Raw genomic sequence first — 16,041 nt, 5'->3', positions numbered from 1 at the left:
GGAAAAGCGCGATGAATCAATTTGCGATTCTGTACGGAGACCGGTTCATCAGGCCGACCTGGTGAGAATCAGGGCCTGCCTGACGGCAGGCCGTTACCGGCCCGCACACAAAAAATCTGACAGTCCCAGCGACGCCGCCTCCTCCCTCCCCTTCGGATATACTCCGGCGCAAGATGTACCAGCCCGATGATCGCAACATGAATGACCAACAGCACTGCCCCGCCTGTGGCGCCCTCAACCAGTGCAGCCTGGCCGACCCTCGTAGCGCCACGCAGAACTGCTGGTGCTTCGCGGTGACCATCGACCCAGCCGCGCTCCAGGCCGTGCCCGCCGAACTGCGCGACAAGGCCTGCCTGTGCCCTCGCTGCGCGTCGCTCAGCGAGCACGCCGAAGCAACGCGGCGCTAGACTGCGCTCTTTTCTCCCGACCTGCCGCCATGCGCCTAGACCGTTTCCTCGCCAACCACCCCTGCTACAACCGCCAGCAGGTCCGCCTGCTGCTGGTCCAGCGGCGTGTCCGCGTGGGCGATGCGGTGGTGAGCGACCCCCGTCATGAGGTCCGTGCGTTCGACCGCATCGAGGTGGACGGCCAAGTGCTCCAGGCCGGCCACCCGGCGCGCTACCTGATGCTGCACAAGCCCGCCGGTTACGTCAGCGCGACCCAGGACCCACGGCACCGCACGGTGCTCGACCTGCTGCCCGCTGGGCTGCGCGGCGACCTGCACATCGCCGGGCGCCTGGACTACAACACCACCGGGCTGATGATCCTGACCAACGACGGACAATGGTCGCGCCGCCTGACCCAGCCTGGTACCAAGCTGCCCAAGGTCTACCACGTCCAGACCGAGGACGAGATCGGCGAGCACTATGTCGCCAAGTTCCACGAAGGCTTCTACTTCGCCTTCGAAAACCTCACCACCCAGCCCGCCCGGCTGGACATCCTCGGGCCGCGCCAGGCACGCCTGGCGATCGTCGAGGGGCGTTATCACCAGGTCAAGCGCATGTTCGGCCACTTCCAGAACAAGGTGGTCGGGCTGCACCGCGAATGCATGGGGCCTATCCAGCTCGACCCTGCCCTGGCGCCGGGTGAGTTCCGCGAACTCACCGAGCAGGAGATCGCTTCGGTCTGAACGGATGGGGATGGGGCTGCTGCAGCCCTCGGACTACAAGGCCCCTGGATTGACCGGCATTCCCCAAACGACCGCCCAGCGGTTTTCCCCGCAGGATTCCCCGAACGGCACTTGCAGGATCCCGCCCCTGCTGCTTGAATCCTAACTCGTCGGTCTGCATGTGACTTATCGGTCACGCCCGCAGTCCAAGACACCTTTTTGCCGGCCACCCGGGGCCTCGATGCCCTGGGGCACGGCAGATTGCCCACCTAAAACAATACCGTCGACACGCGTGCCAAGGATCGACACAAGGGCTCCGGTTTCTCTTCGAGGCGTATGCCTACCTGTCATGAAGAACGTGCACCCTAGGTGACGCGAATACCCTTTTTGCGCCAGGAGTCGATGACATGAGGCCAGAAATCGCTGTGCTTGATATCCAAGGTCAGTACCGGGTTTACACGGAGTTCCATCGCGCCGAAGCCGCCGAGAAGACGATCATCCTGATCAACGGCTCCCTGGCCACCACGGCCTCCTTTGCCCAGACGGTGCGCAGCCTGCACCCGCAGTTCAATGTCGTGCTGTACGACCAGCCCTACGCCGGCAAGTCCAAGCCGCACAACCGCCAGGAACGGCTGATCACCAAGGAGACCGAGGCGCATATCCTCCTCGAGCTGATCGAGCACTTCCAGGCCGACCACGTGATGTCCTTTTCCTGGGGCGGCGCCTGCGCACTGCTGGCCCTTGCGTACCAGCCGCGACGGGTACGCAAGGCCATCGTCAGTTCGTTTTCGCCGGTGATCAACGAACCCATGCGCGACTACCTGGAGCGCGGTTGTCAGTACCTGGCCGCCTGCGACCGCTACCAAGTGGGCAACCTGGTCAACGACACCATCGGCAAGTACCTGCCGTCGCTGTTCAAGCGCTTCAACTACCGCCACGTCAGCAGCCTCGACAGCCACGAGTACGCGCAGATGCACTTCCACATCAACCAGGTGCTGCAGCATGACCTGCAGCGGGCACTGAAGGCTGCGCACAACATCGACATCCCGGTGCTGTTCATCAATGGCGAGCGTGACGAGTACACCACCGTCGAGGATGCCCGGCAGTTCGGCCAGCATGTGCAGCAAAGCCACTTCAGCGTGATCCGCGACGCCGGCCACTTCCTCGACATGGAGCACAAGAGCGCCTGTGAAGATACCCGCACCGCCATGCTCGGCTTCCTCAAGCCAACCGTGCGTGCGCCCCGTCAACGCCACCCGTACGTACAGGGGCAGCATGCATTGGCCATCTGACCGTCTCGGCGTCCCGTAGCCTCCAGCACCCGCAGGCTACGGGGCGTCGACAGGTCTTTTTACAACTCGGGCTTCTCATGGCGCGAGGGTTCTGGTAAAAAGTCGGGCTCCGAAGCGGGTGTAGTTCAATGGCAGAACTGCAGCTTCCCAAGCTGCTAGCGTGGGTTCGATTCCCATCACCCGCTCCATATCGCTTTCCCGCATGACGTTCCAGCAGCGTCATCGCCTGTCAAAAGGAGCTTCTGCTCCTTTTTTCGTGCCCTCCTTTCGTTATATGGCCTCTGGCCATCTCTTCGCCGATCGGCTTGAATGCCCTCTGGATTCCACTTGCAAGCGAAACGGCTTCGGGCGCATATGCTCGAAGCACTGCGAAACATTTCGAAAGGACTGCGCATGTTTCTCTCCCGCTGGCTACCCGGCCTGGCCAACCTCCTCCACTACCGCCGCGAGTGGTTCCATGCCGACCTGCAGGCAGGCCTGTCCGTGGCCGCGATCCAGATTCCCATCGCCATCGCCTACGCCCAGATCGTCGGTCTGCCGCCACAGTACGGGCTGTATGCCTGCGTGCTGCCGATGATGGTCTACGCCCTGATCGGCAGTTCGCGGCAATTGATGGTCGGCCCGGACGCGGCGACCTGCGCCATGATCGCCGGCGCCGTGGCGCCGCTGGCCATGGGCGATACGCAGCGCACCGCCGAGCTGGCGGTGATCGTCACCGTGCTGGTGGGGCTGATGCTGATCGCCGCCGGGGTGGCCCGGGCCGGGTTCATCGCCAGTTTCTTCTCGCGGCCGATCCTGATCGGCTACCTCAACGGCATCGGCCTGAGCCTGATCGCCGGGCAATTGAGCAAGGTGGTGGGGTTCAGGATCGAAGGCGACGGTTTCATCCTCAGCTTGCTCGACTTCCTCCAGCGTCTGGGTGAGATCCACTGGCTGACCCTGGCCATCGGCCTGGCCGGCCTGGGCCTGCTGATCTGGCTGCCGCGCCGTTATCCGCGCCTGCCCGCGGCGCTACTGACGGTGGCGCTGTTCACCCTGCTGGCGGGGCTGTTCGGCCTGGACCGTTTCGGCGTGGCCATCCTCGGCCCGGTGCCGGCGGGCATCCCGGAGCTGGCCTGGCCGCAGAGCAACCTGGCGGAAACCAAGAGCCTGCTGCGCGATGCCCTGGGTATCGCCACGGTGAGCTTCTGCAGCGCCATGCTCACCGCCCGCAGCTTCGCTGCCCGCCACGGCTACGCGATCAACGCCAACCATGAGTTCGTCGCCCTTGGCGTCAGCAACCTGGCCGCCGGGATCTCCCAGGGCTTCGCCATCAGCGGCGCCGATTCGCGGACCGCGGTCAACGACATGGTCGGCGGCAAGAGCCAATTGGTGGGCATCATCGCCGCGCTGGTGATCGCCTTGATCCTGCTGTTCTTCACCGCGCCCATGGCCTGGATTCCCCAGGCCGTCCTGGGCGCCGTGCTGCTGATGGCCGGCTGGGGGCTGATCGACGTGAAGTCCCTGGGCAAGATCTACAGGCTCAGCCGCTTCGAGTTCTGCCTGTGCCTGCTGACCACCGTGGGCGTGCTCGGCCTGGGCGTGTTGCCGGGCATCATCTTCGCCGTGACCCTGGCGATCCTGCGCCTGCTGTACAGCATCTACCAGCCCACCGACGCCGTGCTCGGCTGGGCGCCCGGTATCGAAGGCCAGGTCGACATCCGCCACCACCCCGACGCCCGCACCGTCCCGGGCCTGGTGGTGTACCGCTTCGACGACGCGATCCTGTTCTTCAACGCCGACTACTTCAAGATGCGCCTGCTCGACGCCGTGCAGCAGGAGAGCAAGCCCCAGGCCGTACTGTTCGACGCCGAGGCGGTGACCCGCATCGACGTCAGCGGCATCGCCGCCCTGCGCGAAGTGCGCGACACCCTCGCCGCCCAGGGCATCCACTTCAGCATCGCCCGCGCCCGTGGCCCCTTCCTGCGCATGCTGGTGCGCTCGGGGATGGCGCGGGAGATGGAGGACAAACTACTGTTCGGCTCGGTGCGGGCGGGGATCCGGGCGTACCGGGTGTGGCGCAACAGGCAGCGGCAAGCCGTACGGGAGGAGTGACGCCGCTTACCGCTGGCATGCCTGTTTCAAGGATCGATGCCTTGAGGATACCTGCACGCCTCGGCTACGGTTTGCGTCCCTTTGCCGAGCAGGCTGACCAACCCGCACGGCAGGCTCCCCCGCCATTGCAGGTAGTCGTGCCCCGCCGGATATTCGACTTGCTCGACCTCATACCCCTTGGCCAGCAGCACATCACGCAGGTGGCGATTGCTGTCGAGGATCCTGGGCCCTTCGAACAGCCCGGCCTGCAGGTAGAAACGCAGCGGCAGGCGGGGCACCTTGACGTACTCGCGGGTCAGCCAGCCAGGCTCCTCGCCCTCCCTGGCCCACCAGTAGGAACCCGACAGGCTCAGCACGTTACCGAACAGCTCTGGATGCCTGAGCCCCATGTAAGCTGCGGCCAGGCCGCCGTAGCTGGAGCCGGCGACCACGGTGTGCGAGGCCTGCGCCGAGATCCCTTGCCGATGCGCCCAGGGCATCAGTTCCTCGGCCATGAAGCGCGCGAAGGCTGGGTTGGGCGGCAGTTCCTGTTGACGGCTGAGGTCACTGGGATTGGCGATGATGATCGCCGCCGTGGGCGGTATCCGACCTTCGGCGATCAGGTTGTCGAGGATCGTCGGGGTCGGTACCTGGCGGGTGTAGGCGTGGGCGTCGAACAGCACCAGCAGGCCTTGGTCGGCCTGGCCCGGGCGCCAGCCAGCCGGACGGTACAGGTAGATGTCACGCTCGTTGCCCAGCGACCGGCTGGCCAGGCGCTTGCGCTCGACGCTGCCACGGGCCACGCCCGACCGCTCGGCACTCCACGGCTGCGGCGCAGCGTCGGGCAGCTCCAGGCGGGAACGTGACAACCAGGGGTCACCGCTGGCGTCGGCGAAGGTGTTGGGGTTGAGCGGGTCGCGGCGCGTGCTGGCGAGGATCACCCGGCGGTCGTCCGAGGGGGGTACATCCGGGGCCATCTGGTAGCTCAGCCGCGTAGCGGCGGGCACCTCGAAACTGCGGTACCAGACATCGCTTTCGCCCAGGCGCTGCAACGCCTCGTGGCTGCCACTCGGGGCGCCGAACATGCGCACGTTGTCCCTGGCACCGCGCCAGAGGAAGGTGACCAGGCGCTGCCCGGGCTTGCCGGGAACCGCCTCGACCAAGGGCGTGCCCTGTTCGGCACGCGCCTGCCAGAACGCTGCCGTGTCGCCACCGTTAGCGAGTTGCCCGGCCAGCTCGCGCAGGGTCGGGCTGGCCAGCGGCACCGGAGCACGGCGCTGCTCGCTGGCCGCCAGCACCTGCTCCAGGCGCAAGCTGAAGTGGGCCCCCGGGCGGATCGGCAGGGGCTCGGCGCGCAGGCCGAAACGGCCGTCGCGCCCGGCGACGAACAGGAACTCGCGGGGCTGGTCGAGGCCATCGAGCAGCAGGCGCAGCGATTGCCCGCGCTCATCGAGCAAGCGCAGGCTGACATCGCCATCGACCCGGCCACGAACCAGGTCCCCGGCCTTGAGCGACAGTGGCCAGACGGACTGGGAGGCCTCGAGGGCCCGGCCGCTGACGACCTGGCCTACCCGCAGCCCTTGGTCCGGCGCGGCCTGGGCCCCACCCGCACAAGCGGCGGCCATGAGCACCGCACACCCACAGCACGCGAATCGATGCATGTTCACCTCAGAAGTCGACACTGGCGGAGAGTTTCAGGGTTCGCGGCTCGCTCACCGTGGCGTAGCCAGGGTTGAACACCCCGGCCCAATAGGCGCGGTTCTCGACGTTTTCCAGGCTGGCACGCAGGGTCACGTCCTTGCTCAACACCTTGGTGGCATAGCGTGCGCCCAGGTCATAGCGAGTCCACTGGGGGATCTTCAGCGTGTTCTCGTCGTCCAGGTACTGGGAACTGCTGTGGATGCCCAGGGCGGTCAGGGTCAGGCCCTCTACCCACGGCAGGTCCCACTCGGCGCCAAGGTTGGCCGACCACTGCGGCACGCCACGGGCGGTATTGCCGTCGAGCTGGCCGTTGGCGGTCTTGGTCAGCCTGGCACGGGTATAGGTCACGCCACCGAGCAGACGTACGCCGGGCACGACCTCGCCGAACATGTTCCATTCCACGCCGCGGTTGCGCTGCTCGCCATCGTCGGTGTAGCGGTACTCGTCGGCCCCGCCGTCCTTGATCATGCTCGGCTTCTCGATCTGGAACACCGCCAGGGTATGACTGAAATCGCCCAGGTCCCACTTCACGCCGGTTTCCATCTGCCTGGCCACGTACGGTGCGAACTGCTCGCCATAGTTGGCCGCCTTGAGGTCAGTGACCATGCCGCCCTGGGTCAGCCCTTCGATGTAGTTGGCATACAGCGATACCGGCGCATCCCAGGGCTTGACCACGATCCCCAGGGCCGGGGTCAGCTTGCGCTCGTCGTAGGCGGGGTTGCTCATTTTCTGGCGTACCCGCTGGGCCCGTACCCCCAGGGTCAGCAGCACGCGGTCATCGACGAAACCCAGGGTGTCGGCCAGGGCGAAGCTGGACAAGGTGTTGTCGCCGGTCTTGTCGCTGCTGCCATGGTCGCCGGCGATCACCGCCTTGCCCGGGTGGTAGATGCTGGTGGTGTACTTCGGCCCGGTGACGGTCGGCGCACGGCCGATGTCCTGGTGCAGCAGGGTGGCACTGAGCACCAGTTGGTGGCTCACGTCACCGGTCATGAAGTTGCCGCGCAGGCCAGCCTCGGTGGACAGGCTGTGGGTGTAGCCGGCCTGGTTGTAGGTTTCGCCAGTGGCCGTGCCGTCGGCCTTGGTGACGATGACCCGGGTACCGTTGAGAAAGCCGTCGTAGCGGGTCCGCGCGCCACCGACGCTGGCGAAGGCGGTCCAGTGCTCGTCCAGCTCATATTCACCGTGCAGCACCACGGCTTTACTGATCTGCTTGGCATGGATGCCTTCGAGGATGTTGGTGTCGGGCTTGGGGGCCTTGGTCACCTGGCCCAGCTTGCTGAAGCCGGCCATCATCGGGCTGCCGTTGTCGAGTTTCTCATGGGTCTCGTAGGCATCGAGCTCGAGCTTGAAGTCGTCGCCCCGATAATCGAGCGCCAGGGACGCGAGGGTGCGATCCTTGGATTGCTGGTCCACACCGGTGTCGCCGCTACCGTAGACGCCGTTGAAGCGGATGCCGAAGCGACCGTCGGCGAAGCGCCGGCTCAGGTCGATGTGCTCGGCGACGAAACCATCGGACACGTAGCTGGTGGTCAGGCGCGTCAGCGGCGCATCGCCAGCGCGCTTGGGCACCAGGTTGATCACGCCGCCCACACCGCCATTGGGCGCCATGCCGGAAAGCAGTGCCCCCGGCCCCTTGAGCACCTCGACCCGCTCGAGGAACTCGGTCGGCACATGGCCATCCGGCGCCAGGCCGTACAGGCCGTTCACCGCAAGCTCAGTGGAGTCCAGGGAGTAACCGCGGATCATGAAGTTCTCGTAGGCATGACCTTCGCCAGTGCTGAAGCGGATCGACGGATCGTTGCGCAACACCGCGCCGACCGTGCCGCTCTGCTGGTTCTCGATGGCCTGCGCGGTATACGCGGTGATGTTGAACGGCGTGTCCATGATGTCGCGGTTGCCCAACAGGCCAACCCGCGCACCGCGGGCGACCTGGCCGCCGCTGTAGGCGTCGGGCAGGTCACTGGCGAAGCCGCTGGCGTTGACCGTGGTCGCCCCCAGGGTCAGGGCGCCCGCCTCGCTGCTGCTGCGCAGGATCACCACACCGTTTTCCTCGACCGCCACCAGGTCACTGCCCTGCAGCAACTGCTGCAAGGCTTGCAACACCGTGTAGCGCCCCCGCAGGGCCGGTGCGCTGCGGCCGGCGAGCACACGGCTGTCGGCCGCGATGGCCACACCTGACTCATGGGCCAGGGCATGCACGGTGGCCTCCAGGGACTGGCTTGGCAGGTCCAGCGCCAGCGGCTGGCTGTCGGCCAGCGCGACGGCGGGCGCCAGGCCCGCGCCACCCAAGGCGCAGGCCAGGGCCAAACGGCGCAGGGTGCCGGGGAAGCGGGTGGGGTAAAGCGACATGATCGGTCCTTGCAGAAGGTGGATTCACCTGTGATGACGCAGCACCTTTGCGTTACCCCTCAAAAAATCTGCCGGCCTGTTTCAACGTCGCTGCACCAGGCGTCGACCGCCCTCCTCCACCAGGCGTACCGGGAGGATCCGTGGCAGTGCTTCGAGCAGCACCTCGGGTCGGTCGCTGGGGAAGCTACCGGTCAGGCGCAACCCTGCCACGCCAGGATCGACCCGGAGCGGCTGCGCCAGGTAGGCATTGAGTTCGCCGATGACATCCGCCAGCGCCTGGTCGGTGAACGACCACCAGCCGCGCTGCCAGTGGCCCAGCTCGGGGCCGAAGCGACCGCCGGAGCGCAACGCGCCCAGCCGGCCCTGCTCGTCCAGGCAGATACGCTCACCGGCCACCAGAATCTGCTCGCCGCCTTGCAGGTCGCGCACCTGGACCCGCCCCCGGGCAACTGCCACCTGCACCCGACCGCCACGGTCGCTGACGCTGAAGGCGGTGCCGAGCACCTCTACCCTGCCCAGGCGGGTGCTGACCAGAAACGGCCGCCACATCTCGTGGGCGACGTCGAAGAACACATTGCCGTGCAACAACAGCACCTGGCGCTGGCCATGGTCGAAGCGCACCCGCAGGTTGGTCTCGGCAGCCGCCAGCAACTGGCTGCCGTCAGGCAGCGCGACGGCGCGCGGCGCTTCGGCGTGGGCGGTCTGCAGGTCGTGCTGGAAGGGTGAGGTACGCTTGAACATCCACCCCAGCCAGCCACCGGCCGCCAGCACCACGGCCAGGGCACTCCCCTGGCGCAGCAAGCGCCGACGGGCCGGGTCGTAGGGCTGCGGCTGCACCGCCCCCCGCAGCTGTGGTGCCAGGCGATGAACCATCTGCCAACGCTGTTCGGCCTCCTGCCAGGCGCGTTCGTGCTCGTCGCTCCTGCCGCGCCAGCGCTGCACCTGGCCACCGACCTGGCGCACCCGCTCCGGGTCATCGCCGTGCAAGGCCGCCAGATACATCAGCGCCTGCTGCACCTTGCGCGGTGACACCGACTCAACCATGACGCACGGCCAGGCGCAGTTCGGACAGGTCGAACACCGCGCGGGCAATATGCAGCTCCACCGACTTGGCCGACAGGCCCAGCGCCTGGCACACCTCGCGGTGGCTCTGCCCATGCAGACGCACACGGACGAAGACTTCGCGGCGCAGGCGCGGCATGCGCTCGATGCGGGCGATCAGCTGCTGCAACTGCTCGCGGGCGATCATGATCTCCTCGACACTGGGGCTGAGCGCATCGGCGCGGGCCAACCAGTCCTCCAGCGCTGCCAGTTCGGTGCTGCGCCGGCGGTACTGGTCGATGCACAGGTTGCGCGCGGCCTGGAACAACAGCGCGCGGGCATTGATCACCGGCGCATTGAGGGCATGGGCGTAGGCCTGGGCGAAGCTGGACTGGGCGATGTCGGCGGCATCGTCAGGGTTGCGCAGGCGGGCGCACAGGTAGCGGCGCAGGTCGCTGTAGTGGGCGAGCAGGTCGTCGACGACTGCCTGGAAGGCCGGCGCGGCGCCGGCCCAGGGCGTGGTGAAGGATGTCATTGCGCGTAGGAGTGGGCAGGATCGTTAATAGGAATTCCTATCATTCTCACACATGTCTTCCAGCCGTCGCCAGCCTATCGGTCTTGTGCGCCACTTCAGTGGCCAGCCACGCGAGATCCACGACATGCTAAAGTCGCCACGTTCTTCGCCCTACCCAACGGACCTGCGATGCCTGCTCTCGACGCCCACCTGCCCGCCTGGGCGGACCTGAACGACCGCCACCCCTGCGATGCCCTGCTGCTGGGCAACGGCGCCAGCCGCGCACTGTGGAAGCCGTTCGGCTACTTCTCGCTGTTCGAGGAGGCGCAGCGGGTCCGGCACAAGGCGCTGGGGGTCAGCGACCAGGCCTTGTTCAAGGCCCTCGGCACGGAGCTGTTCGAGCCGGTGCTCAGCACCCTGAACACCACGGTGCGGGCCAACGCCGCGCTGGCCATCAACTCCACCGCCCCGCTCAACCGCTACTACTCGATCAAGGAAGCGCTGATCCACGCCATGCGCGTCGTGCACCTGCCCTGGGCGCAGGTGTCAGGCGCCATCCTGGCGACGATCAACCAGGCCCTGCGCGGCTATCGCAACGTCTATACCAGCAACTACGACCTGCTGCTGCCCTGGGCCGTAGGGCAGGCGCCGGAGGGCTTCGCCACGCTGTTCGACGAGCAGGGTTTCTTCGACGTGCGCCGTACCGCCACCGAAGGCACCCGCGTCGTTCACCTGCACGGCGGCCTGCACCTGCTCAAGCTGCCCGACGGCAGCACCCGCCAGCGCAGCGCCGAAGGCGGCGAACTGCTCGATGGCTTTGCCGTGAACATTCCTGGCGAGGTGCCGCTGTTCGTCAACGAGAGCCGCAGCGAGGAAAAACTGCGCGCCATCCGCGCGTCGGACTATCTGTCCTGGGGGTTGGGCCAACTGGCCGGCGAAAACCAGGGCCTGTGCCTGTTCGGCCAGCACCTGGACGCCAGCGACCAGCACCTGCTCGACGCCATCCGCCAGGCCCGGCCGAAACACCTGTCGATTGCCATCCGGCCGTTGAGCGAGGCGTCGGTGATCAACCAGAAACAGCATTTCGCTCAACGCTTCGCTGATACGCCGCAGATCGCACTGCATTTCTTCGATGCCAGTAGCCATCCGCTGGGTAACCCCGCGTTGACGATCGCGGTGCCTGCCGAGCATGCCCGGCGGCGATGAGCAGACCGGGGGCAAAACTGCCCTGTCAGAGCGCGGGACGGCTGGTGCTGCGTTGACAAACCAAGCTGGCGACACGTGTCAGATCCACAGCAGCTCCTGACGTCACATGCCCGGGAGGGAATGGCCCTACATGACCTCAGGACCATTCCCTAGAGCAGGGCTTTACGAAGCGTGGCAGCGCAGAAGCCTCAAGCCGGAATCAACCCATCAGCCCGCAGCAATGTCTCCAGGCAATGCTCCTTGATGCCATAGAATGCCTTGAGCTGGCCGATCTTCTCGAGCAGCGCGGTGTTGTCCGCCGCCTGCCGGCGCTTCACCGCGAGGATCATCTTGTTCTTGTTGGTGTGCTCCAACGAGATGAACTCGAACACCTTGGTCTCGTAGCCACAGGCCTCCAGGTACAGCGCGCGCAGGCTGTCGGTGAGCATCTCGGCCTGCTGCCCCAGGTGCAGGCCGTACTGCAGCATCGGCTGGAGCAGGCCGGGGCTGTGCAACTGCGGGCGGATCTGCTTGTGGCAGCAGGGCGAGCACATGATGATCGCGGCCTTGCAGCGAATACCGGTGTGGATGGCGTAGTCGGTGGCGATGTCGCAGGCATGCAGGGCGATCATCACCTCGATGGCCTCGGGCACCACGCTGCGCACGTCGCCGCACTGGAACTCCAGCCCGGGATGCTGCAGGCGCGCGGCGGCGGCGTTGCACAGGTCGACCATGTCCTGGCGCAGCTCGACACCGGTGACCTGGGCGTCACGCGCCAGGCTGTTACGCAGGTAGTCATGCATGGCGAAGGTCAGGTAGCCCTTGCCCGAACCGAAGTCGGCCACCCGCAGCGGCTGGCCTGCCGCCAGTGGCGCGCTGGCCAGGGCATGGTCGAAGACCTCGATGAACTTGTTGATCTGCTTCCACTTGCGCGACATGGACGGGATCAACGCGCCCTGGGCATCGGTCACGCCCAGGTCACGCAGGAACGGCCGCGACAACGCCAGGTAGCGCTTCTTCTCCCGGTCGTGCCCGGCCGCCGGCTGCGCTTCGCGCGGGGGTTGCGTGCCATGGTGCAGGAGCTGCGGCTTGCCCTTCTTGCTGAAGCCCAGTTGCACCTCACCCTCGCGGGTGAACAGGTGGGCATTGCGAAAGCTCTGCGGCAGCAGTTCGGCGACCAGCGCCTTGGCCTGCTCCAGCGGCAGGTTGCGGGTGATGTCGCGGGTCTGGTGGCGATAGACCAGCGACAGGCAGGGCTGGCCCTTGACCACCACAGGCTTGGCGATGATCCGCTGCAGGGTCGGGTCGTCACCGACATGGCGGGCCAGCACCAGCCTGGCCAGGGTGCCGTCGTCCAGGGCGTCGGCCAGCAGGCTCAGGAACTGGGCACGCGCATCCGGCGCGGTGGGAGCGGAAGGGTTGGCGGACATGGGAAATGGGTGCCTCGGTATGCGGGGAGCGCAACGCGCAATGGCGGGCATTCTACGTCGATGCCCGGCCAGCGCGAAGGTTTTCTCGATGGAAGCCCTCCTGCTCCCACAGGGGAGAAGCGGTTCAGTCGAGAATCACCAAGCGGTTGGGCAGTTCGTTGCACGCATGGGTCGGCGGCACATGCTCGCTGAGCAGCTCGCCACAGGCCTCGATGCACTCGACGAAGCCCTGCAGGGTCTGGCCCTGACGCACCTGCTCGGTGAAGCGCGCCACGATGTCGGCCCGGGCCTGCTCCGGCAGGTGCCGGGCGATGCCTTCGTCGACGAGGATCTCCACGTGGTGCTCGGCCTCGCTGACGAAGATCAGCACCCCGGTGGCACCGGCGGTGCGTTGCAGGTTCAGTTCGAGGAACTGCTGGCGCGCCAGCCCCGAGGCGCGCCGATGGCGCAGCACGCGCGGTACCAGGAGGCTGGCCAGGCGCGGGTTGCGCAGCAGCAGGCACAGGGCGATGAACAGCAGCACCTGGGCCACCAGCAGGCCGCGGATACCGGGCCAGCCCAGGGCCACATGCAGCAGGCCGGGCAATGCCAGGGCCAGCAGCGCGGCCCAGAGCAACGGCAAGTAGGCGTAGTCGTCGGCGCGACGCGCCAGCACCGTCACCAGTTCCGCGTCGGTGCGCCGTTCGGCCCGGGCGATGGCCTCGGCGATCAGCCGCTGCTCGTATTCGTTGAGGTCAGTCATGCCTTCGGTCTCTCGATCGTTCTTATAGTTGTCCCGGCATCCAGCCGGCGGGAGTGTATCTCATGACGCGCGCCATATAAGGCATAATCCGCCGCCGCACTGGATCATGCAGGGCCGATCGGCTAAAACAAGCCCGGCGAACTGTACAACTTCGATAGCCGCCTGAAAAACTCCGACCGCACGCATCCCCCGGATACGGCACAGGCCACGACAACGGAACCCATGATGAAACTGTCTTTGCTGGGCCTGGCCATGGGCCTTGCCAGTCAGGCGGCCCTGGCCGCCACCGCCGCACCGCCCCTGCAAAACAAGCAGGCCTTCATCGACCACTTGATCCAGCAAATGACCGTCGAGGAGAAGATCGGCCAGTTGCGCCTGATCAGCATCGGCCCGGAAATGCCCCGCGAAAAGATCCGCGAGGAAATCGCCGCCGGTCGCATCGGTGGCACCTTCAACTCGCTCACCGCCCCGGAGAACCGGCCGATGCAGGATGCCGCCATGCGCAGCCGCCTGAAGATCCCGATGTTCTTCGCCTACGACACGATCCACGGTGAACGTACCCTCTTCCCGATTGGCCTGGGCCTGGCCGCGACCTGGGACATGCATGCCATCGCCAAGGTCGGCCGCACCGCAGCCATCGAAGCCGCCGCCGACGCCTTGGACATGACCTTCGCGCCCATGGTCGATATCGCCCGCGACCCGCGCTGGGGCCGCACCAGCGAAGGCTTCGGCGAGGACACCTACCTCACCTCGCGGATCGCCAAGGTGATGGTCGAGTCGTTCCAGGGCAAGAGCCCGGCCAATCCCGACAGCGTCATGACCATCGTCAAGCATTTCGCCCTGTATGGCGCGGTGGAGGGTGGGCGCGACTACAACACGGTCGATATGAGCCTGCCGAAGATGTACAACGACTACCTGCCGCCCTACCGCGCCGCGCTCGACGCGGGTGCCGGTGGCGTGATGGTCGCGCTCAACTCGATCAACGGCGTGCCCGCCACCGCCAATACCTGGCTGATGAACGACCTGCTGCGCAAGGAATGGGGCTTCAAGGGCGTGACCATCAGCGACCATGGCGCGATCCAGGAGCTGATCCGCCATGGTGTCGCCCAGGATGGCCGCGAGGCGGCGAAGCTGGCGATCAAGGCCGGCATCGACATGAGCATGAACGATACCCTCTATGGCGAAGAACTGCCGGGCCTGCTCGAGTCAGGTGAAGTGACCCAGGCCGAGCTGGACCAGGCCGTGCGTGAAGTCCTCGGCGCCAAGTACGACATGGGCCTGTTCAAGGACCCGTACCTGCGCATTGGCAAGGCCGAGAACGACCTCAAGGACTACTACAGCGACGACCGCCTGCACCGCGACACCGCGCGCGACGTGGCACGACGCAGCCTGGTGCTGCTGGAGAACCGCAACCAGACCCTGCCACTGAAGAAGGCCGGCACCATCGCCCTGGTCGGCCCGCTGGCCGACGCGCCGATCGACATGATGGGCAGTTGGGCCGCCGCTGGCCGCCCGGAACACTCGGTCACCGTGCGCGAAGGCCTGCGTCGCGCCCTGGGCGACAAGGCGACCCTGCTCTACGCCAAAGGCTCCAACGTCACCGGCGACAAGGCAATCGTCGATTACCTGAACTTCCTCAACTTCGATGCTCCGGAGATCATCGACGACCCGCGCCCGGCCGCGGTACTGATCGACGAAGCGGTCAAGGCGGCACGGCAGTCCGACGTGGTGGTGGCCGTGGTTGGCGAGTCACGCGGCATGTCCCACGAGTCGTCGAGCCGCACCAGCCTGCAGATCCCTGCCGTACAGCGTGAGCTGATCAAGGCCCTCAAGACCACCGGCAAGCCACTGGTGCTGGTGCTGATGAATGGCCGGCCGCTGTCGATCGCGTGGGAGCGCGAACAGGCCGATGCCATCCTCGAGACCTGGTTCAGCGGCACCGAGGGCGGCAATGCCATCGCCGACGTTCTGTTCGGCGACTACAACCCGTCCGGCAAGCTGGCGATCACCTTCCCGCGCTCGGTCGGGCAGATCCCGATGTACTACAACCACCTGCGTATCGGCCGCCCCTACACGCCGGGCAAGCCGGGCAACTACACCTCGCAGTACTTCGAGGAGCCCAATGGGCCGCTGTACCCGTTCGGCTATGGCCTGAGCTACAGCACCTTCGAGTTGTCGAACCTGACGCTCTCGCACAAGACACTCGAGCGCGGCGCCAGCCTGCAAGCCAAGGTCACGGTGAAGAACACTGGCAAGCGCGACGGCGAGACCGTGGTGCAGCTGTACCTGCAGGATGTCACTGCGTCCATGAGCCGCCCGGTCAAGGAGCTGAAGAACTTCCAGAAGCTGATGCTCAAGGCAGGCGAGTCGCGGACCTTGACCTTCCGCATCGGCGAGCAGGACCTTAGGTTCTACAATAGCCAACTGCAACGGGTCGCCGAGCCCGGGCAGTTCAATGTCCAGGTCGGCCTGGACTCCCAGGCGGTGCAGCAACAGAGCTTCGAGCTGCTGTAGGTCGGTCTGCTCGGCCTCTTCGCAGGCAAGCCCGCGAAGGGGTCGACACTGGCCCCCAGAACACACACCCGCACAGGCCAAGGATCCGCCTC

The 16,041-nt window shown here is 66.3% G+C and carries 12 protein-coding genes and 1 tRNA gene; 7 read left to right on the top strand and 6 right to left on the bottom strand.

All coding sequences use genetic code 11. From position 1 onward, the window contains the following. Positions 1-197: 197 nt before the first annotated feature. The 5 genes from WCE05_RS12580 to WCE05_RS12560 all read left to right on the top strand — a co-directional run bounded on the left by WCE05_RS12580 (position 198) and on the right by WCE05_RS12560 (position 4,494). Positions 198-407 (top strand): cysteine-rich CWC family protein, encoded by a 210-nt coding sequence (locus tag WCE05_RS12580; RefSeq protein ID WP_225788066.1) that lies wholly within the window; start codon positions 198-200, stop codon positions 405-407. A gap of 29 nt (positions 408-436) precedes the next feature. Next, complete coding sequence (locus WCE05_RS12575) at positions 437-1,129, top strand: pseudouridine synthase (protein WP_253080383.1); 693 nt, start codon at positions 437-439, stop codon at positions 1,127-1,129. A 386-nt stretch (positions 1,130-1,515) separates the two neighbouring features. Continuing rightward, positions 1,516-2,400 carry an alpha/beta fold hydrolase gene (locus WCE05_RS12570; protein ID WP_225788064.1) on the top strand — a complete coding sequence of 295 codons (885 nt, stop codon included), beginning with the start codon at positions 1,516-1,518 and terminating at the stop codon, positions 2,398-2,400. 114 nt (positions 2,401-2,514) lie between these two features. After that, positions 2,515-2,588, top strand: a tRNA-Gly gene (locus WCE05_RS12565). A 205-nt stretch (positions 2,589-2,793) separates the two neighbouring features. Next, complete coding sequence (locus WCE05_RS12560; protein ID WP_368816008.1) at positions 2,794-4,494, top strand: SulP family inorganic anion transporter; 1,701 nt, start codon at positions 2,794-2,796, stop codon at positions 4,492-4,494. A 26-nt stretch (positions 4,495-4,520) separates the two neighbouring features. Here the strand turns inward: WCE05_RS12560 and WCE05_RS12555 are convergent, their stop codons facing one another. From WCE05_RS12555 to WCE05_RS12540, 4 genes are all read right to left on the bottom strand, one after another. Then, positions 4,521-6,098 carry an esterase family protein gene (locus tag WCE05_RS12555; RefSeq protein WP_253080381.1) on the bottom strand — a complete coding sequence of 526 codons (1,578 nt, stop codon included), beginning with the start codon at positions 6,096-6,098 and terminating at the stop codon, positions 4,521-4,523. Positions 6,099-6,141: 43 nt separating this feature from the next. After that, complete coding sequence (locus WCE05_RS12550; protein ID WP_368816007.1) at positions 6,142-8,523, bottom strand: TonB-dependent receptor; 2,382 nt, start codon at positions 8,521-8,523, stop codon at positions 6,142-6,144. 81 nt (positions 8,524-8,604) lie between these two features. Next, positions 8,605-9,567 carry a FecR domain-containing protein gene (locus tag WCE05_RS12545; protein ID WP_368816006.1) on the bottom strand — a complete coding sequence of 321 codons (963 nt, stop codon included), beginning with the start codon at positions 9,565-9,567 and terminating at the stop codon, positions 8,605-8,607. Next, a complete protein-coding gene (locus WCE05_RS12540) occupies positions 9,560-10,099 on the bottom strand; it encodes an RNA polymerase sigma factor (RefSeq protein WP_225788059.1) in 540 nt (179 codons plus the stop codon). The genes WCE05_RS12545 and WCE05_RS12540 overlap by 8 nt, the downstream gene beginning before the upstream one ends. 168 nt (positions 10,100-10,267) lie before the next feature. On the opposite strand from WCE05_RS12540, the gene WCE05_RS12535 reads away from it, so the two are divergent. Beyond that, positions 10,268-11,284, top strand: coding sequence for a DUF4917 family protein (locus WCE05_RS12535; RefSeq protein ID WP_368816005.1), 1,017 nt, complete (start codon positions 10,268-10,270; stop codon positions 11,282-11,284). Between the two features lie 188 nt (positions 11,285-11,472). Here the strand turns inward: WCE05_RS12535 and WCE05_RS12530 are convergent, their stop codons facing one another. Then, a complete protein-coding gene (locus WCE05_RS12530; protein WP_368816004.1) occupies positions 11,473-12,693 on the bottom strand; it encodes an SAM-dependent methyltransferase in 1,221 nt (406 codons plus the stop codon). Between the two features lie 124 nt (positions 12,694-12,817). Further along, entirely contained in the window at positions 12,818-13,435 is a 618-nt protein-coding gene (locus tag WCE05_RS12525) for a TPM domain-containing protein (RefSeq protein WP_225788056.1), read from the bottom strand. A gap of 222 nt (positions 13,436-13,657) precedes the next feature. Here WCE05_RS12525 and bglX point away from each other — a divergent pair, with 222 nt between their 5' ends. Continuing rightward, positions 13,658-15,949, top strand: coding sequence for a beta-glucosidase BglX (bglX, locus tag WCE05_RS12520; RefSeq protein WP_368816003.1), 2,292 nt, complete (start codon positions 13,658-13,660; stop codon positions 15,947-15,949). Positions 15,950-16,041 lie beyond the last annotated feature (92 nt).

Origin of the sequence: Pseudomonas sp. I2 (assembly GCF_040984075.1) — a bacterium.
Taxonomy (GTDB): domain Bacteria; phylum Pseudomonadota; class Gammaproteobacteria; order Pseudomonadales; family Pseudomonadaceae; genus Aquipseudomonas; species Aquipseudomonas guariconensis_B.
This window is presented reverse-complemented; position numbering and strand designations above follow the sequence as displayed.